The 25,845-nt window shown below is 48.4% G+C and carries 24 protein-coding genes; 12 read left to right on the forward strand and 12 right to left on the reverse strand.

The features are described from left to right. Position 1: 1 nt before the first annotated feature. A complete protein-coding gene (locus tag ICL07_RS18035; RefSeq protein ID WP_188089419.1) occupies positions 2-835 on the forward strand; it encodes a class I SAM-dependent methyltransferase in 834 nt (277 codons plus the stop codon). Positions 836-884: 49 nt separating this feature from the next. Here the strand turns inward: ICL07_RS18035 and ICL07_RS18040 are convergent, their stop codons facing one another. Further along, on the reverse strand, positions 885-2,681 hold the full coding sequence (locus ICL07_RS18040; protein ID WP_188089420.1) for a chloride channel protein: 1,797 nt from the start codon (positions 2,679-2,681) through the stop codon (positions 885-887). A gap of 111 nt (positions 2,682-2,792) precedes the next feature. Here ICL07_RS18040 and ICL07_RS18045 point away from each other — a divergent pair, with 111 nt between their 5' ends. Beyond that, positions 2,793-3,470 carry a Crp/Fnr family transcriptional regulator gene (locus ICL07_RS18045; RefSeq protein ID WP_188089421.1) on the forward strand — a complete coding sequence of 226 codons (678 nt, stop codon included), beginning with the start codon at positions 2,793-2,795 and terminating at the stop codon, positions 3,468-3,470. On the opposite strand, the gene ICL07_RS18050 is transcribed toward ICL07_RS18045, so the two are convergent. Then, the gene (locus ICL07_RS18050; RefSeq protein WP_188089422.1) at positions 3,465-3,797 is read right to left on the reverse strand and encodes a winged helix-turn-helix transcriptional regulator; all 333 of its coding nucleotides are present in this window, start codon (positions 3,795-3,797) and stop codon (positions 3,465-3,467) included. The two genes, ICL07_RS18045 and ICL07_RS18050, sit on opposite strands and share 6 nt — an antisense overlap. A gap of 90 nt (positions 3,798-3,887) precedes the next feature. Here ICL07_RS18050 and ICL07_RS18055 point away from each other — a divergent pair, with 90 nt between their 5' ends. Next, complete coding sequence (locus ICL07_RS18055; protein ID WP_188089423.1) at positions 3,888-4,889, forward strand: quinone oxidoreductase family protein; 1,002 nt, start codon at positions 3,888-3,890, stop codon at positions 4,887-4,889. Here the strand turns inward: ICL07_RS18055 and ICL07_RS18060 are convergent. Beyond that, positions 4,873-6,174: a bactofilin family protein gene (locus ICL07_RS18060; RefSeq protein WP_188089424.1), complete on the reverse strand. Its 1,302-nt coding sequence runs from the start codon at positions 6,172-6,174 to the stop codon at positions 4,873-4,875. The genes ICL07_RS18055 and ICL07_RS18060 overlap by 17 nt on opposite strands. 52 nt (positions 6,175-6,226) lie before the next feature. Between ICL07_RS18060 and ICL07_RS18065 the strand changes: the two genes are divergently transcribed. Together ICL07_RS18065 and ICL07_RS18070 are read left to right on the forward strand one after the other, a co-directional pair. After that, positions 6,227-7,114, forward strand: a complete 888-nt coding sequence (locus ICL07_RS18065; RefSeq protein ID WP_188089425.1) for a cyclase family protein — start codon at positions 6,227-6,229, stop codon at positions 7,112-7,114. 52 nt (positions 7,115-7,166) lie between these two features. Further along, positions 7,167-8,369 (forward strand): MFS transporter, encoded by a 1,203-nt coding sequence (locus ICL07_RS18070; protein WP_188089426.1) that lies wholly within the window; start codon positions 7,167-7,169, stop codon positions 8,367-8,369. Between the two features lie 15 nt (positions 8,370-8,384). On the opposite strand, the gene ICL07_RS18075 is transcribed toward ICL07_RS18070, so the two are convergent. Both ICL07_RS18075 and ICL07_RS18080 read right to left on the reverse strand, forming a co-directional pair. Then, positions 8,385-9,476: an acyltransferase family protein gene (locus ICL07_RS18075; protein ID WP_188089427.1), complete on the reverse strand. Its 1,092-nt coding sequence runs from the start codon at positions 9,474-9,476 to the stop codon at positions 8,385-8,387. A 120-nt stretch (positions 9,477-9,596) separates the two neighbouring features. Next, complete coding sequence (locus ICL07_RS18080; protein WP_246485088.1) at positions 9,597-10,997, reverse strand: RtcB family protein; 1,401 nt, start codon at positions 10,995-10,997, stop codon at positions 9,597-9,599. Between the two features lie 633 nt (positions 10,998-11,630). Here ICL07_RS18080 and ICL07_RS18085 point away from each other — a divergent pair. From ICL07_RS18085 to ICL07_RS18110, 6 genes are all read left to right on the forward strand, one after another. After that, a complete protein-coding gene (locus ICL07_RS18085) occupies positions 11,631-12,257 on the forward strand; it encodes a TetR/AcrR family transcriptional regulator (protein WP_188089428.1) in 627 nt (208 codons plus the stop codon). A gap of 5 nt (positions 12,258-12,262) precedes the next feature. Then, the gene (locus ICL07_RS18090; protein ID WP_188089429.1) at positions 12,263-13,576 is read left to right on the forward strand and encodes an ABC1 kinase family protein; all 1,314 of its coding nucleotides are present in this window, start codon (positions 12,263-12,265) and stop codon (positions 13,574-13,576) included. A 72-nt stretch (positions 13,577-13,648) separates the two neighbouring features. Further along, positions 13,649-14,689 carry a sensor histidine kinase gene (locus ICL07_RS18095; protein ID WP_188089430.1) on the forward strand — a complete coding sequence of 347 codons (1,041 nt, stop codon included), beginning with the start codon at positions 13,649-13,651 and terminating at the stop codon, positions 14,687-14,689. A gap of 23 nt (positions 14,690-14,712) precedes the next feature. Beyond that, positions 14,713-15,420, forward strand: coding sequence for a LytR/AlgR family response regulator transcription factor (locus ICL07_RS18100; RefSeq protein WP_188089431.1), 708 nt, complete (start codon positions 14,713-14,715; stop codon positions 15,418-15,420). A gap of 96 nt (positions 15,421-15,516) precedes the next feature. After that, a complete protein-coding gene (locus ICL07_RS18105) occupies positions 15,517-18,090 on the forward strand; it encodes a TonB-dependent receptor (RefSeq protein ID WP_188089432.1) in 2,574 nt (857 codons plus the stop codon). Positions 18,091-18,313: 223 nt separating this feature from the next. Then, on the forward strand, positions 18,314-19,111 hold the full coding sequence (locus ICL07_RS18110; RefSeq protein ID WP_188089433.1) for a hypothetical protein: 798 nt from the start codon (positions 18,314-18,316) through the stop codon (positions 19,109-19,111). A 37-nt stretch (positions 19,112-19,148) separates the two neighbouring features. On the opposite strand, the gene ICL07_RS18115 is transcribed toward ICL07_RS18110, so the two are convergent. From ICL07_RS18115 to ICL07_RS18135, 5 genes are all read right to left on the reverse strand, one after another. Next, positions 19,149-19,877 (reverse strand): metallophosphoesterase, encoded by a 729-nt coding sequence (locus tag ICL07_RS18115; protein WP_188089434.1) that lies wholly within the window; start codon positions 19,875-19,877, stop codon positions 19,149-19,151. A gap of 9 nt (positions 19,878-19,886) precedes the next feature. Then, positions 19,887-20,432, reverse strand: a complete 546-nt coding sequence (locus ICL07_RS18120) for a 2OG-Fe(II) oxygenase (protein ID WP_188089435.1) — start codon at positions 20,430-20,432, stop codon at positions 19,887-19,889. Between the two features lie 11 nt (positions 20,433-20,443). Then, positions 20,444-21,079, reverse strand: a complete 636-nt coding sequence (locus ICL07_RS18125; RefSeq protein ID WP_188089436.1) for a DUF4291 domain-containing protein — start codon at positions 21,077-21,079, stop codon at positions 20,444-20,446. Continuing rightward, the gene (locus ICL07_RS18130) at positions 21,076-21,765 is read right to left on the reverse strand and encodes an NUDIX hydrolase (RefSeq protein ID WP_188089437.1); all 690 of its coding nucleotides are present in this window, start codon (positions 21,763-21,765) and stop codon (positions 21,076-21,078) included. Before ICL07_RS18130 ends, ICL07_RS18125 begins: the two co-directional genes overlap by 4 nt. Positions 21,766-21,960: 195 nt before the next feature. Further along, positions 21,961-22,488 carry a GNAT family N-acetyltransferase gene (locus tag ICL07_RS18135; RefSeq protein WP_188089438.1) on the reverse strand — a complete coding sequence of 176 codons (528 nt, stop codon included), beginning with the start codon at positions 22,486-22,488 and terminating at the stop codon, positions 21,961-21,963. Between the two features lie 162 nt (positions 22,489-22,650). On the opposite strand from ICL07_RS18135, the gene ICL07_RS32815 reads away from it, so the two are divergent. Further along, the gene (locus tag ICL07_RS32815) at positions 22,651-22,881 is read left to right on the forward strand and encodes an IS3 family transposase (protein ID WP_188089439.1); all 231 of its coding nucleotides are present in this window, start codon (positions 22,651-22,653) and stop codon (positions 22,879-22,881) included. 89 nt (positions 22,882-22,970) lie between these two features. On the opposite strand, the gene ICL07_RS18145 is transcribed toward ICL07_RS32815, so the two are convergent. Further along, positions 22,971-24,989 (reverse strand): TonB-dependent receptor, encoded by a 2,019-nt coding sequence (locus tag ICL07_RS18145; RefSeq protein WP_188089440.1) that lies wholly within the window; start codon positions 24,987-24,989, stop codon positions 22,971-22,973. 3 nt (positions 24,990-24,992) lie between these two features. Continuing rightward, on the reverse strand, positions 24,993-25,844 hold the full coding sequence (locus tag ICL07_RS18150) for an urea transporter (protein ID WP_188089441.1): 852 nt from the start codon (positions 25,842-25,844) through the stop codon (positions 24,993-24,995). Position 25,845: the final 1 nt, after the last annotated feature.

A 25,845-nucleotide genomic window follows, 5' to 3' on the forward strand; every position in this document is an offset into this window, starting at 1 on the left:
GATGACCCGGAAGTTAAAAGTTCCCGCTACCTCCCGGCTTGTTCTGGAACAGGCCATCAAGCTGTATGACAGCCCCCTGCAACAAGCGTATATCAATGCTATTGACTTCAGTGAGACCAGCCGCTTATCGCGCGATTTCAAACGGGCCTACCCACCGGTGGGAGAAACGGTGTACTACCGCAAGCAGGCGGTCCGCGATATGATACAACAACGCATCACACAATACCCCACACAACAGGTACTCATCCTGGGAGCGGGACTGGACCCGCTGTCCCTTTACCTGCTGGAACAGTATCCCGGACGCATCAGCCGTATTGTAGAGGTAGATAATGGATATATCGGAGAAAAGAAAAAAATCTATGAAGAAATATTACATATAAACGGGCCGCTGCATTTGCTGCGATGTGACCTGACCGATCCGCTGCTGCTGGAGACGATGTTAATACAAGCGGGCTATACGCCCGAAGAGCCGGCCATTATCATTATGGAAGGGGTACTGCCTTATATCAGCAACGAGGAATGTGTACAGCTGATGCAGCTCCTGGCAACACCTCAACGCCACCACCTGGGCATTTTCGATTATCTGATGGCGCTGCCGGATATCCCCGACAATTTCCTGGTATATCACCGCAATGTGCTGAACCTCATGGAAACCCAGCTTAACAGTCATATCAACGCCAATACCCGCGATCAGATCAAAGATATGATAACCCGTTTCGGGCGATTGGAATACCTGGAACCATTATGTGTGACGGAAAAAAAACTGACCGGCATAAACCGGACTTTTCATCAACCGGGACACGGCATTGTGGAAATGGCTGTTTTTAGTTTGTAAATATCGTATAATCGTTTCAGTTATAAAACCTGAAACGACTGCCTTTATTTTATCTTACCAGCAGCCGCTTTCCGCGAGCCATCAGCCGCAGCAACCGGGTATTACCAAAGAAAGCAGAATGGTACCGGGCGGCAGCCAACTGTCTTTCACTATAGGTATGCATGATCGCAGCAGCAGTAACTATACCCCGCAGCTGGTTATCTTCCACTACCGCCAATATGCTGAGACGGTATTTCTCCAGCTGCCGCGCTACCATATTGATATCATCGTTGGGTAGTACAAACGGCGCCGTGCGGGAGGTAAGTCGCCCTACCCGCGTATTTTCACCTGCCGGCTGCAACTGCTGCCGGTCCAGGTATCCGGCGAAACGCCCTTCCCCATCCGTTACCAGCAGATGTTGATAATAGTAGGCATGATTATCCAGCAACATATTCACCTGCCCCACAGTCAGTGTATCCGTTACCGTCATATCCGGTTGAGCCGCTACCATCGCAGCATTGATCTGTTGCATTACATCGGGGATATATTCCTCCGGTGCGGTAACGCCCCGGCGACGGATTTTTTCCGTCATGATAGTGCCTTTCATCAAAAAGAACGATACAAAGTAGGCGGCTGTACACGCACCGATCAACGGCAACAGCCCATGCGGCTGCCCCGTTGTTTCCATGGCAAATACAATCGCTGTCAGCAATGCCCGCGAGGCGCCGGCAAACATGGCGGCCATGCCGATCAACGCGGCCGTAGCCAGATTGATACCGCTACCGGGGAAGAGTTGCAGCACCGCCACACCTATCAGCGCGCCTAAAGCTCCGCCAATGGTAAACAACGGCGCCAGTGTACCACCGGAGGTACCACTGCCCAAAGAAATCACCCAGGAAAGATATTTCAGTACACACAATGATAACATCAGCGCCACGGTCACATTACCGGTAAGTAAGGTCCTGATATTGTCGTACCCTACGCCCATAGTATGCGGCGCTAAGTAACCAATCACACCCACCGCTACGGCCCCGATAGCAGGCCACCACATCCAGTGTACCGGCAGGTGCTCAAACATATCCTCTACCCAGTATACGGAACGGGATACCAGCGCAGCGATCACACCTACCGCAGCGCCCATGAGTACATAAGTGACCAGCGCCATGTCGGAAACCGGCGGAATAGAAGGCATAGCAAATACCGGATCATTACCAAACAACAACAGGTGCATCCCCGCCCCGGCTATGCAGGACAAGGCCACCGGTATGACCGAACGCGGTGAAAATTCAAACAACAACAATTCAATAGCTAATAAAACAGCCGCCAGCGGACTGCCGAAGATGGCCGACATACCCGCACAGGCGCCGGCTGCCAGCAATACCTTTCTTTCTGCGGATGAAATATGGATCACCTGCCCGGTAAAAGATCCCAGCGCCCCGCCGGTGGCGATAATAGGCCCCTCCGCGCCGAATGGTCCGCCGGTACCAATAGAAACGGCGGCCGATAAAGGCTTCAATAAAGTGATCACAGGCGGGATACGGCTTTCGTTCAAAATAATGTTCTCCATGGCCTCTGGGATGCCGTGCCCCCGGATGGCTTTGCTGCCAAAACGCGCCATTATACCCACAATAATACTGCCCGCTATCGGTATCAATATCACCATCCAGCCAAGATGGTTGCCCGCAGGGCCTCTCTCTTCCACGGAGAACTCCCCGTAAAAAGCCAGGTTGGTAAACAGATCGATCAGCAACACCAGCCCTTTGGCGATAAAACCTACCAATACCGCGTTGAGCAAGGCCTGCATGCTCAGATAAAACACCCTTTTTGATACTTTACCAGCCTTTTCAGGCTTATTTATATGATCCATGAAATAAAAAATAACATCTTAAAATTTAAAATCACCACAAAAATATGATTCAAATCATATTAAATGGCATTTTTTATATTAAAACATGGAAAAAGTATTACTATTGCAATCATGAAGAAAAACAGGGACTGCGATCTGAAGACATGTTTTTTATGCCAGCACGCAATACCAGAGTGGCTATCAGCCGTAGCAGCCAACCGGCGACATCAGGCTTTTAAAAAAGGGGAAATGCTGTTTCGGGAAGGCGAGCCGGCTACCGGCATCTACTTTTTGTACGATGGCAAAGTGAAGGTGCATAAACAATGGGGACCGGAAAAAGAACTGATCATCCGGCTGGCTAAAAAAGGCGACATCCTCGGTCACCGTGGCTTTGGTAGCGACCAGCGCCTGTACCCGGTATCGGCCACGGCCCTGGAAGATGGGACCTATTGTTATGTAAACAATGCCTTCTTTGAAGCATCCCTCAAAGTCAACCCTGCCCTCACCTACCGGCTCATGCAGTTTTATGCGGCGGAATTACAGGAAGCGGAAAAGAAAATGCGCAACCTTGTGCACATGGATGTAAAAAGCAGACTGGCAGATGCGCTGCTGGAAATAAGCCGGGTATACGGGGACAAACAATTTACGATCAACCGCCAGGACCTGGCATCGCTGGCGGGCGCCACCTACGAAACCATCTACCGCACCCTGCAGGATTTTACACAACAGGGACTGATTGAAGCGGAAGGGAAATCCATCACTATTTTACAGGAGAAAAAATTACGGCAGTTACTCACCGCAGCGTTATAAATCGCGCCACTCCGCCAACGCTTCGAGGATGGGTATCACTGCCTTTCCTTTTTCTGTCAGCTGATAATCCACCCGCACCGGCACTTCGGGTATCACCGTTTTGCTGATAAGCTTATCGGCTTCCAGCTCCCGCAATTGTTTACCCAACACCTGGTCAGATACGGGCAACAACTGTTTCAACAAACTGAAACGGTTCTGTCCCTCTGAAATATGTATCAGTATCAAACCCTTCCAGCGGCCTGCTATCATATCCAATGCACCATTGATACGGCATACCTTGTACAGGAACTGCCTGTTTGCTGCATTTGAAGTATTTTCCTTGATCATATATCACTCATTTTTTTGTGAGTAACTCACAATTTCACGGGTTATTGGTGACCCTTACCCCGCTCATTAGCTTTGTTCAAAATTACGTACATGCAGGCAATTGTCTTACATGGATTTGGTGATGTCCATCAGTTTCACCAGGCAGAACTGCCCACCCCTTCGTTTGGAGAAGCGGAATTATTGATAGCGATCAAAGCTGCCGCCTTCAATCCTATTGATTATCAGATGCGGCAGGGACGCCGCGAAAGTGAACATATGCACTCCCCTGTACTGGGCCGCGAACTGGCAGGCATTGTAGTGGCTGCCGGCGCACAAACACAGGGTTTTGCTCCCGGTGATGAAGTGATCGCCGCCGCGGGCAGCAAAGGATCTAACGGTACCTATGCTACCCACATTGCCCTCGACTACCGGATGGTGGCACATCGCCCGCCAACGCTGCCGTTTAGCACCGCGACGGCCATTCCTGCCGCCGGACTAACTGCCTGGCAAACCTTCCGCCGGATGCAACCCAAACCAGAGGACCTGCTTTTCCTCACCGGCGCTGCCGGCGCAGTCGGTAGTTTCCTCATCAAACTATTGAAAGCACACGGCATCCATCAATTGTTTACCACCGCCGGCAGTGAACAAAGCAAGGCTGCGCTGGAGGCGATCGGTTTACCGCCAGCACATATCCTCGATTACCGGCAACCCGGTCTCACACAACGTGTACTGCAAGCCAGCGGGCAGCGTTACTTCGACTGGGCCATAGATATTGCGGGAGGAAGTATTTCCGAAACAGCAGCGGAGGTACTGGGGTTGAATAAAGGTTATGCAGATATCACTTTTTTGGGTACTCCGCGCACCAGGGAGTTATTGTTTGATAAAGGGGCACATATCCTCAATATCTCTAACTATGCGTACGCTGTCGCAGGCCGCACGGCATGGTATGGCGAAAACCTGCGGGAACTCACCACCTTGCTCAACGATGGCGCCATTGCACCACCTGCGGTACAGGTAGTGGGCAGCTTCAGCGCCGATACGGTGAAAAAAGCGCATACCATGATGGAAAACAACCAGACCTACGGCCGTAAACTGGTTATGACGATGGACTAACGCGTGCTATCTTCCGGGCAAAACGCTCCTGAAAATTATTCCAGACATCGGCATATTCCGGCTTACCGTCGTACCGTTGTTTGGCATAAGCGTAGGTGGAGGCAGACAGGTGCCAGTTGAATACATTTTCAACATATTTGATATCATCCGCTATCACGCGCTCGAGTACACGCTGTTTGGAGATGCCTGCCTGCTGACAGTACCGGTCCAGCCACGCACCACGGCCAGATTTTACATACAGCACCATCATGTCTTCTGTCATAAATGCCATGGGCACATGTTCCATTTGCCAGTCCGTTTTCTGGATCACCTGGCATAACAACGCATGTTCATAAAAACGTTCAGGGATATCCAGTTTCAGGATACCGCCGGTTTTCGCAGCAATGTAACACAGTTCCCGTGTGATCAGCTCCGGTGGCAGGTAACGTAATGCTTTTCCATCCCGCTCCGTAGCAGTTTTCGCTAGTTCCGGGGTGATGGTGCCCGGCGGAAAATATTCCAGCGCACCAATATAATAGGTCATCGCCTCCTCACAGAAGTTGGCCGTGCGCATTTCCATCGGTACCCGTTTCAGGTCGCGCCAGTTGCGGCGCACTTTATTCCGCCAGTATTCGGAGGTCCTGTCCTGTGGTTGCAGCACGCTTTCCCCGGCGCCGAGGTCACGGATAATTTCTTCAAACTCCGTTGTCAGCGGATTATTCAACAGGCGCCGCAGGTTATCAGCAATAACCGGATCACCGTCTTCCGATTCGCCGCATTGGTTTTCTTCCGGCATGTGGGAGTCCCTGTCGTTGTAGTAAAACTGGCTGATGTCTTTACGGAAAGACATCAGGTGGTAATCGTCCACGATCATCACGGGAGCGGTAAAGGTGCCGTCACATTGCATCCAGCCGTGGTTATAATGCAGCAGGATTACTTCCTCCACGCGGATATCACCTTCTACCCTTACCGGGGAACCCCCAATCAGGAAATTGCGGCAGGTGACGTTACCAGCTACGTATAGCGCAGGACCATAGTCGCCTGTTTCATTGAGAATACCGCCATCCACCGTAAGGTTGCCGATGACGGCAAAACCTGCCGCAGGCCGGCCATCAGGCATAGGGTCGGACTTGTCCATATCCAGTATCAGGTCGCCCTCCAGGTGAAGATCACCTTTATGCACATAGAAGTAACCTTCTGTTCCGACTATATCCGTGAAAGCTTCTTCACTTTCAAAGAATTTTATCTGTATCTGATGGCGATTCATTGTCTCCTCAGTGGTGACAATATCAAAATCTTTAAGCATAGCGCTAATATCGTACTTTTATAAACTTATAAAAATGGGAAAATATCAACCTATGGACAAAAGAGTAAAATTTGATTTCGATATCCGCTTCACCAACGGTGGCGGCATCAAAGGCGAAGATTTCCGGCTGGACATTGCAGGCGATGATATCTCCGATAAAGAGCTGGCAGACTACCTCGTAGCAGACATGCGCCTGCTCATGGTGGGTGAAACCCGTATCCTCAACAAAGAAATTCTTACGGAGCCGCACAAACGAAAACCAGTGGATGCCGGTGGACAAAGTTACCTGGTAGACCTGAGCCATACTATTGAAAACGGACTGGTGACTTATAAAGGTCTCCCTGCCCCTGTGATCTGCGATTTCCTCAGCCGGGAAGATTCCCGCCACCTGTACGATGGAGAAACCACTTTCCAGATCGGCAAAATAGAAATGGTGACCAATACCGGTACTTATATCGACTGCCCTTTTCATCGCTACCCTGATGGTAAAGACATGGCTGAAGTACCACTGGAACGCTTCGTTGACCTGGACGGCATCGTGATCCGCGCACCATACGCACAGGGTCTTGCCGTTACGGCCGACAGGCTGCGGAATCATGAAATACGCAATCGCGCCGTATTAATCCATACCGGCTGGGCCGAACACTGGAATACTTCCACGTATTACGAAAATCACCCTTACCTTACCGCCGATGCAGCAGAGTACCTGCGCGATTGCCAGGTGCAATTGACAGGCATCGATTCCCACAACATCGACAATACCCAGGGACGTACCCGGCCGGTACATACTACCCTGCTGGGCGCTGACATCCTGATTGTGGAACATCTCTGTCACCTGGAACTATTGCCGGACGATGGGTTTACATTTAGCGCGGTGCCGCCTAAATTCAAGGGCGTAGGTACATTCCCGGTACGGGCGATGGCGAAAATGAAAAGATAATGTGTAATTTTGCGTTCCTCATGGCTCTTCAAAGAGGTGTGTACGATCACTGATGCTTATAGAGATACCGCAAGCTACTGAAGCCAACGCGCGACAATACCGGACAGCCGTTTCCGTTTTCTTTTTTATCTCCGGCCTGGGTTATTCCACCTGGGCGTCCAGGATACCTTCTATACAACAGCAGTTGCACCTCAACGAGGCGCAGCTGGGACTGGTACTGCTGGCCCTTCCCATTGGGCTGATGCTTACCATGCCTGTTACCGGTAAATTACTGGGTAGTTTCAGCAGCCGCAAGATCATGGTGATAGGCGCGATGGTGTTTAACCTGGTACTGAGCCTTCCCGGTTTCACCACCAGTTTGTGGCAGCTGGCGCTGACCTTGTTCTGTTTCGGGTCTTCCCGCAACCTGCTGAACCTGTCTATGAACGCACAGGCCGTGCAGGTACAGCATATGTATCCCAAATCCATTATGACCACCTTCCACGGTATCTGGAGTATTGCCGGTTCTACCGGCGCCGGTATCGGCTACCTGATGGTGTCTATGCAGGTAGCGCCGTCCTGGCATATGCTGATGGTGAGCGTATTGTTGCTGGCTTTTACGTTGTACTATGGTCCACGTACCTATCCCGACCAGCCGGTACCCAACCCGGTGAAAAAACCGGCGTTCTCGCTGCCGGATAAATCGTTGTTGCGTTTTTCCTTTATCTGCTTTGCCTGTATGGCAACAGAAAATACCATGTACGACTGGAGCAGCATCTATTTTCATAAAGTCGCCGGGGGCACCGCTACCGCCGCTACGGCATCTTTTATGATATACATGGCAGCCATGACGCTGGGTCGTTTTATGGGTGACCGGCTCGTGGCGCAGATGGGCATTAAAAATATGTTGTTCTATAGCGGGTGGCTGATTCTTTCCGGTTTATTGCTGGCTATTTTCCTTCCTCATCCGCTGATCACCGGTATCGGCTTTATTTTTACGGGATTGGGCGTATCCTGTGTGGTACCGCTGGTTTTCAGCCTGGCTGGCAAATCCCGCAACGCCAACAGCGGCCAAACGCTGGCTTCCATTTCTACGATCGGTTACCTTGGATTCCTGGTAGTACCGCCACTGGTGGGCTTTGTAGCCCAGGCTACCCATCTGCGGGTATCTTTTGGTATCATGGCTTTATGCGGATTACTGATTGTACTGATGGTGAAAGGCTTGCCTGACCAGCAAAGGGAAGCCCCGGTAATTGATACCAGGGCTGATTCATAGGGGTTTCTCAGATAGCTATAATTTAAAAAATATCTTTCGTTTATACAGCCAGTAACACAGGCCCCATTCCAATACCAGTACTGTTAAGGCGGACAATACTTCCCTGACTTCTTCCGGTATGCCCGCCATGGCGGTGAAACCTTTTATAAAGATACCCGTAGTGGGGTCCAGCCATTGTGCGCCCACCGTTTCAAAAAACAGGTAAATGAAGATGGCATTCATACCGGCTACCGTGGCTATCCAGGCGTAACGTACGTATCCTTTTACATCAGCCAGCCAGTAGGCTACCGCCAGCATCAGCATTACCCAACCGCCGGAGGCCAATACAAAAGAGGCGGTGCTGATTCGTTTAATGATAGGCGTTATATGCGCAGCATCCAGTCCAAAACCGGCCACCAGACCGACAACACCCGCTATCACCAGGATCAGCACTTTCCGGAGCGGTGTTTTATCGCTGATCAATAGTTTACCCACCAATACGCCCCAAATGGTATGCGCCGCCGTTGGAATACAATTGATCGCCACCCAGCCATCCGGGTTGATCTTTCCCATCAATACCGTATCTATATAGGCGCCGAAATTATGCCCCTGTGTAAAAGACTCTTCAAAGCCTGGCAAATAAATAAACCGATACATACAATCAGTGGCCAGTAACAGCAACAGGCTGATGACCAGCTGAAAAACTACAGAACGACGAATAATCAGATATGCAATGATCGTGGTTACAGATAACTGCGTGAGCACATTCCATAACTCCCAGACTAACCGGCCCGCATATACGCAGTGTAATGCGGTACCGAATATAAATAATTTCCCGCAACGCCACGCAATATGTCTAAAATTTTGTTGCCAGCCGATACCCTGTTGCGACTTGGCATTCCACGATAAATACATGGCAGTGCCGGCTATGGTCATGAACGCCGGCTGCACCAGGTCCCAGAACCGTAGCCCATTCCAGGGGTCATGGAAAAACTGTTGCATGAAGGTATGCCATAAGCCATCAGATTGTAAACTGTCGAGTGACCAATACAGATGAGCGCTTTCTGCTGCCAGCAGCAGCATAATGACTCCCCTCAGCATATCGAGGGATAGTAACCGTTGGTTCATAGGGAGATTTGAGTTGATAAAATAAACAATCTTTCTCATATTTTTTAGCATACCGGGGAAAAAACGGGGCCCGGGACAGCATGTCCCGGGCCCCTTCCTATGCAGGAAAAGTTGGTGTAGTTATTCTTTGTTCATCCGCACAATAGCCGGCATAAACTGCCCTTCCACGGTCACCAGTTCGTGCTGCGCATGCATCACCTGCTCTATATCCTTGTAGGCCAGCGGATTTTCTTCCACGCTGCCGCCGATCAGTGTCACACCCGCGTCGGCAGTCATTTTCTTCAGCGCCGACATGGTCACTTTTTGCCGGGCTTTGGAGCGGCTCATCGCCCTGCCGGCGCCATGGGAAGCGGAGTACAAGGCCTGCTCCACCCCTTTGCCACGTACCAGGTAGGCGGGGGTAGTCATGCTGCCGGGTATAATACCCAGTTCACCTGCATGTGCCGGTGTGGCGCCTTTGCGGTGTATGATCACTTTCCGTGTATCCGTCAGCGTTTCCTCCCACGCAAAATTGTGGTGATTCTCGATGGTAGCCAGACTCTTCAGTCCCGTCGCCTTCGCCAGGTGACGATGGATCTGCTGATGACAGGCACGGGCGTAATCACCGGCCAGGTTCATACTCAGCCAGTACTCCTGACCGGCATCGCTGTTCATATCCAGCCAGGCCAGTTGTTTCGCTGAGCGGGGCAACTTACAGGTGTCTGTCGCTATTTTCGTATAGTGCTCTGCGATAGCAGCGCCCAGGCCACGGCTGCCGGAATGCGACAACAACGCCAGGTACTGTTTGGGCGGCAGTTGCAGGGAATTATCTGCTTCCAGTGTCAGCAAACCAAATTCCACGAAGTGGTTACCGCTGCCGGAAGAACCCAGCTGCCGCACCGCTTTGCCATGCAGTGCTTTTAATAAGGCGGTATCACGGAACTCGGGCCTGTCCAGCACCTCATGCTCCTGGTAGAAACCCAGACCGCCTTCCATACCAAAATGCGTATATTCTTTCATCGCCACGTTCAGTTGGTAACTGTAGCGTTTCAGAAAACTCTCCCCTTCATCGAAAAGGGTGAGCGCCATGCGGCAACCAATGTCCACACCCACGGCGTAAGGGATGACAGCATTGTCGGTAGCCAGTACACCGCCTACCGGTAAACCGTAGCCCATATGTGCGTCCGGCATCAGCGCTCCCCGTACCGTTACCGGTAAAGCCATGGCCACTTCCATCTGCTGACGGGCAGCCTGTTCTATTTCCCTGCCACCGTAAATTTTCAGCTGACCGGTGGTTGCCAGCAACTCGTACGACTCAAACGTCCGCATCTGCGGCTCATCAGCAAAAACAGCCGCTATTTTTCCCAATACTTCATCCTGCAGGAAATCAGCCGGACGCTCTTTAATAGCTGTCAACAGCTGTATGATGGCGGCTTTATCATGATGTTTGAAATGCCGCGCCATAATATTGATCACCAGGCTCCTGGCCCGGTCATCGGTATAACCGATTTTACTCAGTTCTTTTGTTTTTAAACCAGACAAAACGTATCTAATTAAGGGGTCATAAATATGATAACATGCCGTTGCTTTCACTGCCGGTTAATCGCAGCAGACGATACCCTTCCATCACAGGCACAAAACATGTGTACAGACAGGTAACCGTTAGCCGGTTATTTAAAACGGCCAGTAACAGTGCTGAAAAAAAGCAGGAAAATAATCCGGCGGGACGCCTTTTAGGCGGCCATTACAAGGGGCGATATGTGGGTATGTTCTGTCATGGTAGTTCGTTTTATCAGGTGAGAAAAACGAATTGCGGTGCAAAGATATATTATTTTGTTATTTGGCTATTTTTTTATTTGATTATTTGATTTACGGATTTATGAATTTATAAATGCAGCGAAGAGGATGTTTGAACGAATGGCAGGCCACTTGAAAAACAGCTAAGGTTATGTTATATTTTTCATTGAGTTAATGTTATACTACTTACATATATATACCAATCATGTAGTTATGCAGGTTATGCATACATTTATTATACCGATCTTCGCTGCATTTATAAATTCATAAATCCGTAAATCCCAAAATCCGTAAATTTGTATACAGTGTTTACCCCCGCACATGATAACCTCCGGGCCACTCCCGGTGGGGTATTACAACAATAGTAAAACCTTACACATGGACAAACAACTCATCCGTAACGCTTACAAACTTTATTGGCTGGAAAACGGTAAGGCGCCTGTTTCTGTATATAGCCTTTGTAAACAGCTCGACATCACAGAGAGCGCGTTTTATGAAAATTACAGCTCCCTGGAAGCCATCGAAAAAGATATCTGGCTGGCTGTTTTTGAAGACACCCTCGCGCAACTGCGTGACGACGAAACCTACCAGCAATATTCCGCACAGGAAAAACTGCTGGCCTTTTATTTCCTCTGGGTACAGAAATTAAAGGACGACCGCAGCTACTTCCTGCAGCAAAAGGAACAATTCCGGCTGCCGGACCTTTATCGCAACAAACTGGAAACTTTCAAACAAGCCTTCTACGCCTACGTAAGGGAACTGGTAAAAGAAGGGTATACTTCCAACGAAATCAAGGAAAGGAAATATATCTCCGATCAATATGTACATGGCTTCTGGGTACAAGCCTTATTTGTACTGAAATACTGGCTCAATGATACCAGCGCCAATTTTGAAATGACCGATGCCGCCATCGAAAAAGCAGTCAACCTGAGCTTCCAGCTCATCAAATCCAATACGCTGGATTCCCTGCTCGACTTTGGCAAATTTATCTTTACGCGGAAATAGGCTTTATGAAAGAACAATCCAATATTCCCACCTCCAAAGTGGAAAGGGCGGGAAAATTTGTCACCACCGGGCTGAAAGTAGGAACCAACTATATTAAACATTATACACGCAAACTGGTGGACCCTTCCCTCACCAGGGAAGCGCTCCACCAGGATAATGCCGCCGATATTTACGAAACACTCAGCAGCCTCAAAGGCAGCGCCCTGAAAGTGGCTCAAATGCTCAGTATGGACAAGGGTATGCTGCCCAAAGCCTATACGGAGAAATTTGCCATGTCTCAATACAGCGCGCCGCCGCTCTCCGGGCCGCTGGTAGTCAACACATTCGTTAAAACGCTGGGTAAATCCCCCACGCAACTCTACGATAAATTCGATATGCACGCCTCCAATGCGGCCTCTATCGGACAGGTACACAAAGCCTGGAAAGATGGCAAAGCGCTGGCGGTGAAAATTCAATACCCCGGCGTAGCCAACAGCGTAAAATCTGATCTCCGCATCGTAAAACCTTTTGCCATCCGCATTGTGGGCATGAACGAAGTGGATATGGATAAATATTTCGAAGAGATAGAAAGTAAACTGCTGGAAGAAACGGACTATAAACTGGAACTCAATCGCTCTATGGCGCTTTCCCGCGAATGCGCCCATATCCCCAACCTGCTTTTCCCACAGTATTACCCCGAATTGTCATCAGACAGGATCATCACCATGGACTGGCTCGATGGCCAGCACCTGAAAGAATTCCTGCAAACCAATCCCTCCCAGGAGGCCCGTAATGAAATAGGCCAGGCCCTTTGGGACTTCTACCAATTCCAGGTACACCACCTGAAACAGGTACATGCCGATCCGCATCCGGGCAACTTCCTCATGCGGCCGGATGGTACCGTGGGCATCTTCGACTTTGGTTGTGTAAAAGAGATCCCCGAAGATTTTTATTACAACTACTTCCTGCTTACCGATAAGGAAGTGCTGAAAAACGAAAAACGCCGCCACGAGATCTATACTAACCTGGAAATGATCCATCCCAGCGATACGCCCAAAGAAGTGGAATTCTTCTCCGGCCTTTTCCAGCATATGATTGACCTGCTCACCCTCCCCTTCACGGTAGAACATTTCGATTTCGGCAATGAAGCCTACTTCAATGAAATCTACGCATACATGGATGAACTTTATAACATGAAGGAAGTCCGGGAATCCAAGGTAGCCAGGGGGTCCAGGCATAGTCTGTATATTAACCGTACTTATTTCGGGCTGTATTCTATTTTAAGTGACCTGAAAGCCAATATTATCACGAGCGCCAGCAGGTTCTCCCCCAAAAGGTAAGTTGATCGCTGTATTCCGTAGGTTGGTCGCAAAGTTGCCCGGCGCCGTCGTCATTAATTCCTAAATTGCGGCATGGCAAACGAATGGTATAACCGCAAATGGGCTATTGTCGCTACGCATGCACTGGTGTGGGCGCTGTTGTACTCGCTCCCTTTCCTGTTACGTCCCACCTACGAGAAGGCCTCTCCTGCTGAGATGGCTGAACGAGCTTCCTGGTTTTATTTTATACTGGGCTTTTATCTTACCCAGATCATATTTTTTTATACCAACGCTTTCTACCTGATTCCCAAGTTGGTGCAACAGAAGCGGAGCATCGAATATACCATCGTACTGCTGCTGGTTTTCTGTTTCTTTTGTGGGATGCGGTACACTTTTGAACGTTTTTACCTGGGTAAGGCCGTGGTAGACCTGAAACCCACCATCCTGTTCACCGTATTTACCTTCCTGTTTATCATCTCGGCCAGTACGGCCTTCCAGATGGTACGGGAACGTATATTAATGGACCGGAAAGTGAGCGCCCGGGAAAATGAGAACCTGAAAACAGAGTTGTCGCTGTTGCGTTCCCAGGTGAGCCCGCACTTTATGTTCAACGTGCTGAATAATATGGTGTCGCTGGCACGGAAAAAGTCTGACCTGCTGGAACCCTCCCTGATCAAGTTATCCTCCCTGATGCGGTACATGCTCTACGAAACAGACGAAGAAAAGATGCTGCTGCAGCGGGAAGTGGAGTATCTGCAAAGTTATATCGACCTGCAACGGCAACGTTTCGGCAAAAATGTGGAGATCAATGTGGAGATGAATGTGCCGAATAATCATTATGAGATAGAACCCATGTTGCTGATTCCTTTTGTGGAAAACGCCTTCAAACATGGCACCGGTTTCATTATGAATGCCCGGATCGACATTAACCTGTTTACCACGGCGGATAAGCTGTTTTTTGCCGTAAGAAATAAATACAATACCCTTTCTGAAGAAATAAAAGACAAAACCAGCGGGATAGGGCTAGCCAATGTAAAACGCCGGCTCAACCTGCTTTACGGGAATAATTACGTACTCCAGATCAATAGCAAAGATGACTGGTTTTACGTAACATTGCAGCTGGACCTGCATTAAATGCCAAAATCCACCTTTGTTCAATGAGATGTATAGCCATTGACGACGAACCGCTGGCGCTCGATTTGCTGGAAGATAATATCAGCATGGTGCCTTATCTGCAACTGGTAGCCAAATGCAACAATGCTTTTGAGGCCATGGAAGTACTGCGTACCCAGCCTGTGGACCTGATCTTCCTGGACATCCAGATGCCGGGCCTTACCGGCCTGCAATTCCTGCAATCCATGGCCAGCAAACCACTCGTGATCCTGATCACGGCTTATGAGAAATATGCCCTGGAAGGCTTCAACCTCGATGTAACTGATTACCTGGTAAAACCCGTGTCGCTGGAACGTTTTGTAAAAGCCTGCAACAAAGCCAACGAGCTTCACCAGCTCCGGAGCGCCGGTAAAGCCGCCCGGGACCAAAGCGATTTTTTCTTTGTCAACGTGGACTACAGCCTGTTCAAAGTCGTTTTCTCCGATATCATCTGGATAGAAGGATTAAAAGACTATGTAAAAATCCACCTGAAAAGCTCTTCCAAACCGGTTATCACCCGTATGAGCATCAAAAGCCTGGAAGAACAGCTGCCCGCCGCCCGCTTTCTCCGTATCCACAAATCATACATTATTTCCGTGGCCGCTATCACCGCCATCCGGAAAAACAGCGTTTTCCTCCAGGATATCGAATTACCGGTGGGCGATACCTACCGGGATGCCCTTTATGCCATCGCCGGAAAAAGTCAACCCTGATAAACCGCGTTTTGTATCAAAATATCGACCACTCATCTCATTTGCCTAGAAAATCGATTCGGCAACTATACTTTTGTATCCTTGAATTTTTATACAATGCGAAAAATCTACTTGTTTTTCATGTTCGTGCTGTTCCTGGCACAAGCACACGCCCAGGCCCCAGGCGGAAAAATGCCAGGCGGTATGGCCGGTAAAGGTCCCGGCAATATCGGTCATGTTTATGGGAAATTAATTGATGCCGAAGGTAAACCCGTTGGCTACGCCTCCGTTATTATCCTGCAGGGCCGTATGGACACTGCTACCAAAAAGATGAAAGATGTACTGGTCAAAGGCGTACTCACCAAAACAAATGGTGAATTCAGCCTCGATGAGCTGCCACTGAGAGGGCCCCTCAAGTTGCAGGCCTCCGGCACAGGTTACAAAACCTTTACCAAGGCAGTGACATTTCCTCCCATTGAGAAAGATCTCGGCAACATCAAAATGGAGTCCAGCACCACCCAGCTGCAAGGCGTCACCGTAACCGGTTCCAAACCCCTGATGCAGATGGATATCGACAAAAAGGTATTTAACGTAGAAAAAAATCTCGTGAGCGCCGGCGGTACTGCCCTCGACGTCATGAAAAACGTGCCTTCTGTGAACGTAGACATCGATGGCAATGTTACCCTGCGTAACAGCACCCCTCAACTGTTCATCGATGGCCGTCCTACCACGCTCACCCTGGAACAGATCCCTGCCGATGCCATCGAAAATGTGGAAGTAATCACCAATCCCTCCGCTAAATACGACGCCTCCGGCGGTAATGCAGGCATCCTCAACATCGTGCTGAAGAAAAACCGCAAAACCGGCTACAATGGTAACGTTCGCGCCGGGGTGGACAAACGTGGCGCCCTCAACGGCGGCGTGGACTTCAACGTGCGTCAGGGTAAAATCAACTTCGCGGCCAGCGCAATGGGCAACCAGATGAAAAGCCGTACCAACGGTAACACCGACCGCTTCAACTTCGGCGATGATCCGGCCACCCGCATCCAGCAGGAAAACAGCAACCGCTCCAATGGCGGCTTCGCTTTTGGTAAAGTAGGGGTGGACTGGTTCGCTACCAACCGCACTACGCTGTCCATCTCCGGCATCAAAGTACATGGTCAGTTTAAACCGGAAGAAAACATCACCATCAATACAGACACCATCCGCGGAAAAGATCTCTTCCACCAGTACAGCGAACGTAACTCCCATTCCAAAATGGAATTCGATGCAAACGGACTGGTACTGGGTATGAAACACCTCTTCCCTAAAGAAGGAGAAGAACTGACCGTTGATGCAAACTACTTTGGCGCCAAAAGCAACAACAATGCAGATTACGTGACCAAATACGTCCCGAATAGTAATGGTATTGGTCTCAACCGCCTTGATCAGCAACGTATACTCGGCAACGGAAAAATATCCTTCTTCACGGCACAGACTGACTACGTAAAACCGTTTACACCGAAGTTAAAACTGGAAACAGGTCTGCGTTTCTCCAGCCGTGTTACAGAAAGTAATTTCAACAACTACTTCTTCCAGGATGGCGATTATAAACTGATTCCGGCAGCGTCCAATAATTTCAAAAACACGGACAACGTATATGCAGCATACGCCAGCATTACCCACAACATCAACAACTTCGGTTACAAAGTGGGACTGCGTGCGGAAAGCTCCGACTATAGCGGGGAACTGATCAATGTAAAACAACATTTCAAAAACAGCTACCCCATCAGCCTGTTCCCTTCCATCTTCCTTAGCCAAAAGCTGAAACATGACCAGGAACTGCAGTTAAGCTATACCCGCAGAATCAACAGGCCTAACTTCTTCCAGCTGATTCCGTTTACCGACTCTACCGATAAACTGAACATCACGAAAGGTAATCCTGGCCTGATACCGGAGTTCACCCAGTCTGTGGAAATGTCTTACCTCAAAACTTTCAAAGGCAACAACACCCTCATGGCGACTGTGTACTACAAATACACCACCGACCTGATCACCCGTTTCCTGACCAAGGAAACCGATCCGGCCACCGGTAGTGAATTGCTGGTGAATACCTACATCAACGCTAACTCCAGCTATTCCACCGGTGCGGAAATAACGTCCATGAATACACTTACCAAATGGTGGTCGTTGTCTACCAACGTGAACCTGTATAACTCGAAAATTAATACGGCCAACACCGGGCAACCCTCGCAGGACGCTATGTGGGCGTGGTTTGGCAAGCTGAACAACACCTTTAAGCTGCCGCTCAATTTCGAAATACAGCTGAGTGGTTTGTACCAGTCCAAAACCAACCTGCCTGTCAATGATAACAAAGGCCGACAGGACGGACCTCCTATGCAGCAATCCCAGAACGCATCGCAGGGTTATATCGCCTCCTTCTATGCAGTGGATGCCGCTATCAAAAAGAGTTTCCTGAAAAACAATGCCGCCTCTGTGACATTGGCATTCAGCGATATCTTCAGAAGCCGTAAGATGGACCAGTATTCTGAAAGCCCTTACTTCACACAATACTATAGCCGTCTCCGTGACCCGCAGATGATCCGCCTGAACTTCGCTTACCGTTTCGGTAAAGTGGATATGAGCCTGTTCAAACGCAAGAACATGGCCGGTGGTATGCAGGGTATGCAGGAAGTTTCCGGAGGACAGTAATTTTTTGATTTACGGATTTTTTGATTTACGGATTTTGGAATTTAAAATGCAGCGAAGAACATGTTATATAATGTAATCTCCGCTGCATTTTAAATTCCAAAATCCGTAAATCAAAAAATCCGTAAATCCTTTCTACGTAGTTTCCCTTATTTTTCTCTTCCTGGATTACTACTGATACCCGCCCCTTTTCTCTACGATACCTTTGCCGTATAATCAACCCCACATGCAAAGGAATTTTCTTTATCTGTTGCTACTGTGCCTGCTGTTTTCCTGCAGAAAAAAAGATACGCCAACACCTGTACCTGAGCCGGTAGAAAACAACAAACTCGATGCTTACGGAAAAGCACTGGTAAAAGTAGAGGCAGCCATCAATGAACTGGATTTTATCGGACTGAAGGTGTCAGGTAACCTGGACGGCTATAAGAACGGCAGCACCTGCCTGGCATGTGCCGACGTAACAACAGGCATTACCCCGGAAGGGTACCGTCAAATCACGCTGACATTCGATCCCGCTAAAACATGTACAGATAAATATGTGCGAAAAGGCCAACTGGTACTGATCTACAACGAAGCACGCGGCTCTCTGATGATACAGCTCAATAATTACTACAGCAACGGTGTCCGGATAGAAGGCAATTATGGGTTTGGTTACAGCAATGCCCACAAAGTGCGCAACCTCGTTATCACCAATGGCGTACTGAAAAAGGAAGGCAGCTCCTTTATCAATTTCGACGCCTATCGTGATATTGTATGGAAAGCCGGGGAACTAACACCAGACAATGACGACGACAATATCCTGGAAGTACAGGATGCCTATTACAACCTCTCCATCCAGGACCTGGGATTATTATCGGTAGATGTCCCGGAAACCAAACCACTGCTGCTCAAATGGGGTTGTTATGGCGCCACCCATTACCTGCCGGTAGCGGGTGTAACCACCAACAAAACACCACAGGGCAAATTCAGCTATACCAATTATGGTAACGGGCAATGTAATAGTTTTCCTATTTCAGAGTATTGACAATACAGTATAGGTAGGGTTTAAGTCTGGCCGGAAACTAAGCGTTCCGGCCTTTTTCGTTGGGGTATAACAGGTAGGCCGGATCACTCTGCCATACCTCCTTGGTATCCATATTCATAGCCGACAGCTTGCCGGTAAAAGCAGCACCGGTGTCTATATTAAACACGTTCACCCGGTTCATCGGCATGTCTTCATCATAATTCAGCGTAGGGGTGTGACCGATAAATATTTCTTCGTATAGTAGTAACCGTTTGGGATAACAGCGGGAATCCTTTTTCAGCCGTTTATCCATTGCCAATGCCAGCTCCCACAGGGTACGGTCCCAGTAACACATGGCTTCAAACCTTTCATAGGCAGGCCCGTGCATGGAAGCATAACCGGCGTGGATAAACAAGCGGTCATTTTCTTCGTAAAAATTCAACATGCGGTTGAAAAAGGCCAGGTGATGCAGCTTTTCCTTTTCCGACAGTTTGTTGTAACTGGCCACAGTAGCCCTGCCACCATGCTGCAGCCAGCTAGGCACCGGTTGTTCGCCGGCCAGCCACATTTCGCACCAGGCATCGTGGTTGCCCTTGATAAATATACAGGTGTACTGTGTTGACAACTCCATCAAAAACTGAATCAGTTCTGCTGATTCAGACCAGCCATCTACATAATCTCCCAGAAAAATAAACCGGTCGTTCTTTTCCGGCTGAATCCTCTCCAGCAGCTGTTGCAGTGCTTTCAGGGCGCCGTGAATATCGCCAATAACATATGTAGCAGGCATGATTCCCTTCTATTTATACATGATGTCTGACCGTAGCACATACTTGATACCTGCTGTCAGCAATGTACCTTCATGCAGCAACGGATGATAAAAAATAAGCGCCGTCCCCGTTTCCGGCCGCACCTCTTCTCCCGTCCGGAAAATAGTGCTGCCACCGGTATATCCTTCGTTCAGATAAATCAGGAAGGTATACTGGCTGGCCTCTGTGGGATTCCGCACAAAACTACCGTCCTTGTGCATTTTAAAACGCTGTCCGGGACTGTATTTGTAAAAGCGGAACAACTCATTCAGGCCGCAGGCAGTACGGTTGTCCGTACCTGCCGGCGCATAAGGTCGCAGCTTTTCCCACATAAAGGTAGCATATGCCGCATCTTTATACAACACTCTTTCATTATTCCTCACGCCCTTGATCATGCGTTGCTGGCCATTACCTACGTCTACCGTCGCTTCTTCATACCCCATCGCTTCGCTCCGGGCGATCAGGTCCCGGCATTCATCAGCAGAAAGAAAATTTTTTAAGGTGAAAATTTCGGGGGTGTAAGTATGTTTTTCCATGGCATGCGGTTTTAAGGTAAGTCGATGATACGCTTCAGGGCAACATCTTCCAGGGGGTACACCGCTTCTTCCGGCACCAGCAGGGCGTCAGGATCACGAAGCAGTACAGCATGCTGCTCTTTTACAAAATCGGTGATATCTTCAATGGCAACGATTTGCCGTTGCCCGAACTCTTCCAGGATACTGCCTTTGAGGCCCAGCTGGATAGCCCTTCTCTCCAGTTTATTTCCCCAGGGGTCATGGTCCGGGTCCCACTGTAGCCTTACTTCTTTGGTTTGCAGCGCTGCTTCCCAGGTATTTTTTTCGGGGAAAAGATGAGGTTTGTAGGAAGAAGGAACTGCCTCTGCCAATATTTTTTCAAAGAATTTTTTAGGGAGATGAATAGCGAGTACTCTTTCCTGCCCTTCTTTTACCGCCCAACCGCAACGGTACATCATCCAAAGAAAATTGGGTTTTATCCATGACATGCGGTCATAACTGTAGGTATTGCCACCAAAGCGCTGGTGGGCCATGGCATAATTGGCGATAGCGGGTCTGTAGGCCTGGTACACTACCAGGGTGTCATCTGCTTGTTGGGCAATCAGTTGTTTACCGGAGGCCGGTAAGGTTTCCTGCAACTTTTTCCAGGAAACGGTTTTTAGTTTCATGTGGCGTTAACATTAATCTGAAAACTGTTCTTTTTCAGTTTTTTATTGAATTTATATAATTCAGGATGACGATTTTGCAATCCTTCTCTTTTGGTACCGGTATTGATCACATATTCCGCGTCCAGGATCTTACGACGGAAATTGCGCCGGTCAATGGTGGTTTGCAGGATACATTCGTACAATTCATGCAATTCCGTGATGGTGAACAACTCATCCAGCAACTCAAAGCCCACGGGGTCATATAGTATTTTGGACTTGAGACGCTGCAACGACAACCGGAAAATATGTTCGTGATCAAATCCCAGCTTAGGCAGTTTACGGACATCAAACCATTTTACATCATTAGCCATACTACCGGCAATGATATTAAAACGGGCGGGGTTAATGAGCGCATAATACCCCACGGCGATAACACGCCCACGCGGGTCTCTGCCAGGCTCGTCGAAAGAATACAATTGCTCCAGGAATACATCGTCCATGCCTGTCTTCGTTTTCAGAATGCGGGAGCAGGTATCCAGGAAGGTTTCCTCCATCTGGAGAAAACCACCGGGAAGTGTCCAGCAATCCTTAAACGGTTCCTCTTTCCGGTTGAGCAGCAACACGGAAAGGGTTTTGTCATGATAACCGAAAATTACCAGGTCAACCGCCAGCGATGGATTTTTGTACTCATGAAATAATTTGCTCATTTCGTTTGCGTCAATTTAACGTGAAGTAAACAAATTTTTCGCAAATAGCCTAAAAAATGGGGAATATCTGAAAAAATTAACCCCGGGCCTTCAACCCGGGGTTAATAGATTTATCAGGTCGGGAGTGTTAAGATAACTGTGTAAAGGGGAAAGCTAATATGTAGAGGCTGCTGTAGTAGTCCAGCGTGAGATTTACTAATCCCTGTAATATTTTCGATATTCGATAATATTCAAATCAGTAGAATCATCTTTTTGTTTAGTATAGGTTTCATATTCTTTAAACCCAAGTTTTTCAGGGATTTTCCGACTTCTAATATTTTCTTTATCAACTGGATAGATAATATAATCAATCTCAATATTTTTCTCCACAAAATTAATTAGACCATTAATAATTTCTGCTCCAAATCCTTTGCTTTGACTATCTTCTTTAAGCCACAATCCAAGTTCTACCGATTTTAAATTTATATCGTGTATTCCGCAGCATCCAATGAAAACATCATTTTTGTCAACAATAACAAATACAATATCTGTTTTTCTTTTAAAGTTGGTTAAAGAAATTTCTACGAAATTTTCGACTTCTTTTCTTTTCCCACTCGGGTTGAATGGCATATACTTAGTAACTTCTTTCGTGAAATTGGAATTAATTTCATCAATATATTTTTCGTGAACAACTTTCAGCACCAAGCTTTTCGTTTCTATTATCAGATCTAAATTAAACTCCATAAATTTTATTATAATTTGTTTTAAATTATAATGCTAACTAAAAACACTAATGAGGTAGGGTTAAATTGGACAGAAAATTTAATTTAATCCAAACAAAGCTAATGATTTTCGATTATTCTATCACTTTATGCCTGGTTTACAAGAAAACCATCGAAACGTTCTGTGGACAAAGAAATCCTTTGTAAAGAGATTGAAGATCTCTTTCACAAAAGCAAAGGCCGATATGGCCGTCCTAAAGTAGTTGCAGAGCTAAAGTCGATGGGCTTACATGCATCCAGACCCAGAGTGGACAGGACACTATTTCAAAAGCTTTATCACATAAAATCACGGCGTCATATAATGTTGCTGATGCCGGATAAATTGTGTGTAAAGAAGGTGCTTTTTTGCAAATGACAACTGAACAACATCGTTACCCAGGGCTTCAGCCCTGGGTAATCAGGGAAAACACCCCAACTGTTCGGCGCCTAAAAGGATACCTCATCCTAAAACCTCACCGCCACCCCCGCTTTCAAATAAAACGGCGCCCCCGGTGTAAAACACATATCGGTTACCGATTGTGCTTCATGTTGTAAACGGGTTTCTGTTTCAAACTGTGCTTCATTCCAGTTGGTATTAAACAGGTTCTGCGTCTGTACGGTAAACTGGAGCTGGCGGTGCGTATAGGCCAGCATCAGGTCATTGACGAAATATCCTTTCGCTACCAGGCTGTTGTTTTCGTTAGCGGGACGGTCCTTCATATAACGATACCGCAGATTGGCGGAAAAGCCCATCGGCAGGTTTACACCAATACCGCCTGTACTGGTGAGTACCGGCGCCAGCGGAATGTAGTTTTCTCCTTTCGGCTGACCGATCTCCCGCGCATTCGCATAGTTCACATCGGCATCGAGATAGAGCCATTTAACGGGTTGATATCGCACACTCACGTCTACGCCCATACGCCGCGTTTTACCCGAAGGCTCCACGACCGCTTCATCTCCAACATATACGAATTCCTGCTGCAGGTACAGGTACCATAGCGCCGGCTGTATCAATAGGTTGGGTACCGGTTTCAGCACCACGCCCAGGTCGGCACCGGCTGAAAAAGGCAGTATATCCCTGCCATTCTGTTGCATCACTACCCGCATATCGTTGGAATGGAAGCCCATGCCTGTTTTCAGGTACCACTGCGCAATACTGCCGGTAGAATAGGAAAAGTTCAGCTTGGGACTTACCCGCGTTGCATTCACACCAGGATCGCCGTTGGCGGGTTTCAGTTTATCCTGATAATTGAAAATAAAATGATCTACCCGCACTGCCGGATGGATGCTCCAGTGACCGGTATGCCAGGTCAATCCCGTGTATGCGTGTAGGTTAGTCTCCCGGCCACTGCCAGCAGACAGCCTGTCCAGCAAGGAATCGCGGTGGTATACATGGTTCAGTTCCAGGTCCCGCATATCATCTAGCCGCAGCCCGGCGCCGGACTGCCACGTCAACCGGCCATTGCCTGCATTATAGTCATGCGTGTATTGTTGTTCAAACCCATAGATGCTGCGATTATCCTTTTGCTGGATTTCATCGCCATTAACGGGATTTTTCAGGAAGAAGGTAAAGTTGGAATACAGGTTGAACTGGTAACGGCTATAGAAGAAAAAGCTCTGCCACGATTCCCGGGCACTGGCCTGATGCCGGTAAGTCAGTGCGGCATTGGTGCGGGAAGTGTTGCCACCCTCTGTTGGGTCAATAGAACCCCAGCGGCTGATAATCCCTTCTGCTACGGCTCTTTCGGGAATCTGCCCGGAGGCGTTCCAGCCGGAAGTAAAAGTGGATGCCTGGAATGAAATATAATCTTTGTCATTCAGCCATTGATTGTATTTGGCAAACAGGTTAAAGCGGCTGAACTGTTGTTGCACATCGAACGGACCGTTGGTATAGTTATACTCCGTGGCCACATAGGCGTTGCGTCTAGCTGCGCCGGTATCTGCCAGCAGCTTGAATACGCCCGCCAGACGCATGGTATTAAAGGAACCGCCTTCTACTTTCATCAAACTGTTATCCACGTGATCGTAGGTGGAGAAATTCACATAGCCGGCAGTGTTAAAATCACCTTTACCGGCATAATAGGCGCCTTTACCAAAGTCAATGCCTTCAATGGTTTCCGGTATCAGGAAGTGCAGATCGGAATAACCTTGCCCATGTGCATGGGAGACAATATTCACCGGGATACCATCGGCCGAAATATTAATATCGGTACCATGATCACAGTCAAAACCCCGTAGGAAAATCTGTTCCGCTTTACCGCCACCGGCATGTTGGGAGATAAACAATCCTGGTACTTTACGTAGCAGGTCCTGCGCGGTATTCACAGGAATTTTTTTCAGGTCAACGTGCATCATCGCTTTTTCGATGCGCGGCGCACTGACTACAATTTGTCTTAATTGGGTGTGGGCGCTGTCTGCGGGTTGTTGCGCCCATAACATTGGCGCGGCAGACAGTAAGCCCATGGTTGTCCATAATTTTTTCATCTGTTAATCCTTGATTCTTATGCCCATTTTTTGTAAAAGATGCTGTAGAGCCAGGGTTATCCAACTGGCTGCTACAAACGGGAAGGTTAACACAGCCATGTGTTGTTGCAGCATCCACACATCCAACAGTACGGAAAGCACGACGGAAAAAAGCACCCAAATACCATCCCTTGGCTTGTTCCCGGCAAAAGTGATAGCGCAAAGTACAGCATTAAAACTAAATAATCCCATGTGAATATCGGGAGCCGGTTCTGCAAACTGCAGTGAAATAAACGCACCTAACAGGGAAGCACATACGCCATATAAAGCAGCTATCGGTGAACTGATAAACACCGCTACAAAAAAGATAATACCGGCCACCACACTACCCTGAAAAATAACTTCTCCAAAACCGTTGGTGGCAGTGGTAAAATCATCGCTCACAGGCATGGCACCGGCTACGGAAGCAGCAGCGCCCGGCCTATATACGTGCAGGAACAGGTACAACAGTATCCAGGTAACGAGGATAAACGGAAAAGTAAATCCCGGTAACCCGCGACTGATAAATACATGCTGCAGCCATGTAGCAGCTACGGAACCCAATACAACGGCGATCCACACCACTGGAACGGGATTAAAATAAAAGGTGAGCGCTACACCTACCAGCGTAGCGCTGAAGCCATACAATCCGGCTTCTATGTCTGCTTCGTTATAACGAAAGAGTTTAGCCGTCAGCGTGCCTGTCACCACCGCTACTACTGCTGCAATGCCCATGATTACGGAATCATAAAAGATCCCTGCCAGAAAAAGCGCCCCTGTCCAGGCGTTGTTTTGCAACATGATTTGCCCTACTCCCCTCAGATAGGGAAGCATCATT

The organism is Chitinophaga qingshengii, assembly GCF_014529935.1.
Taxonomy (GTDB): Bacteria; Bacteroidota; Bacteroidia; order Chitinophagales; family Chitinophagaceae; genus Chitinophaga; species Chitinophaga qingshengii.

Coding starts and splice junctions, on each gene's coding strand:
- ICL07_RS18035 (WP_188089419.1), top strand. CDS start 2: ATGACCCGGAAGTTAAAAGTTCCCGCTACCTCCCGGCTTGTTCTGGAA.
- ICL07_RS18040 (WP_188089420.1), bottom strand. CDS start 2,681: ATGGATCATATAAATAAGCCTGAAAAGGCTGGTAAAGTATCAAAAAGG.
- ICL07_RS18045 (WP_188089421.1), top strand. CDS start 2,793: ATGAAGAAAAACAGGGACTGCGATCTGAAGACATGTTTTTTATGCCAG.
- ICL07_RS18050 (WP_188089422.1), bottom strand. CDS start 3,797: ATGATCAAGGAAAATACTTCAAATGCAGCAAACAGGCAGTTCCTGTAC.
- ICL07_RS18055 (WP_188089423.1), top strand. CDS start 3,888: ATGCAGGCAATTGTCTTACATGGATTTGGTGATGTCCATCAGTTTCAC.
- ICL07_RS18060 (WP_188089424.1), bottom strand. CDS start 6,174: ATGCTTAAAGATTTTGATATTGTCACCACTGAGGAGACAATGAATCGC.
- ICL07_RS18065 (WP_188089425.1), top strand. CDS start 6,227: ATGGACAAAAGAGTAAAATTTGATTTCGATATCCGCTTCACCAACGGT.
- ICL07_RS18070 (WP_188089426.1), top strand. CDS start 7,167: ATGCTTATAGAGATACCGCAAGCTACTGAAGCCAACGCGCGACAATAC.
- ICL07_RS18075 (WP_188089427.1), bottom strand. CDS start 9,476: ATGAACCAACGGTTACTATCCCTCGATATGCTGAGGGGAGTCATTATG.
- ICL07_RS18085 (WP_188089428.1), top strand. CDS start 11,631: ATGGACAAACAACTCATCCGTAACGCTTACAAACTTTATTGGCTGGAA.
- ICL07_RS18090 (WP_188089429.1), top strand. CDS start 12,263: ATGAAAGAACAATCCAATATTCCCACCTCCAAAGTGGAAAGGGCGGGA.
- ICL07_RS18095 (WP_188089430.1), top strand. CDS start 13,649: ATGGCAAACGAATGGTATAACCGCAAATGGGCTATTGTCGCTACGCAT.
- ICL07_RS18100 (WP_188089431.1), top strand. CDS start 14,713: ATGAGATGTATAGCCATTGACGACGAACCGCTGGCGCTCGATTTGCTG.
- ICL07_RS18105 (WP_188089432.1), top strand. CDS start 15,517: ATGCGAAAAATCTACTTGTTTTTCATGTTCGTGCTGTTCCTGGCACAA.
- ICL07_RS18110 (WP_188089433.1), top strand. CDS start 18,314: ATGCAAAGGAATTTTCTTTATCTGTTGCTACTGTGCCTGCTGTTTTCC.
- ICL07_RS18115 (WP_188089434.1), bottom strand. CDS start 19,877: ATGCCTGCTACATATGTTATTGGCGATATTCACGGCGCCCTGAAAGCA.
- ICL07_RS18120 (WP_188089435.1), bottom strand. CDS start 20,432: ATGGAAAAACATACTTACACCCCCGAAATTTTCACCTTAAAAAATTTT.
- ICL07_RS18125 (WP_188089436.1), bottom strand. CDS start 21,079: ATGAAACTAAAAACCGTTTCCTGGAAAAAGTTGCAGGAAACCTTACCG.
- ICL07_RS18130 (WP_188089437.1), bottom strand. CDS start 21,765: ATGAGCAAATTATTTCATGAGTACAAAAATCCATCGCTGGCGGTTGAC.
- ICL07_RS18135 (WP_188089438.1), bottom strand. CDS start 22,488: ATGGAGTTTAATTTAGATCTGATAATAGAAACGAAAAGCTTGGTGCTG.
- ICL07_RS18145 (WP_188089440.1), bottom strand. CDS start 24,989: ATGAAAAAATTATGGACAACCATGGGCTTACTGTCTGCCGCGCCAATG.
- ICL07_RS18150 (WP_188089441.1), bottom strand. CDS start 25,844: ATGATGCTTCCCTATCTGAGGGGAGTAGGGCAAATCATGTTGCAAAAC.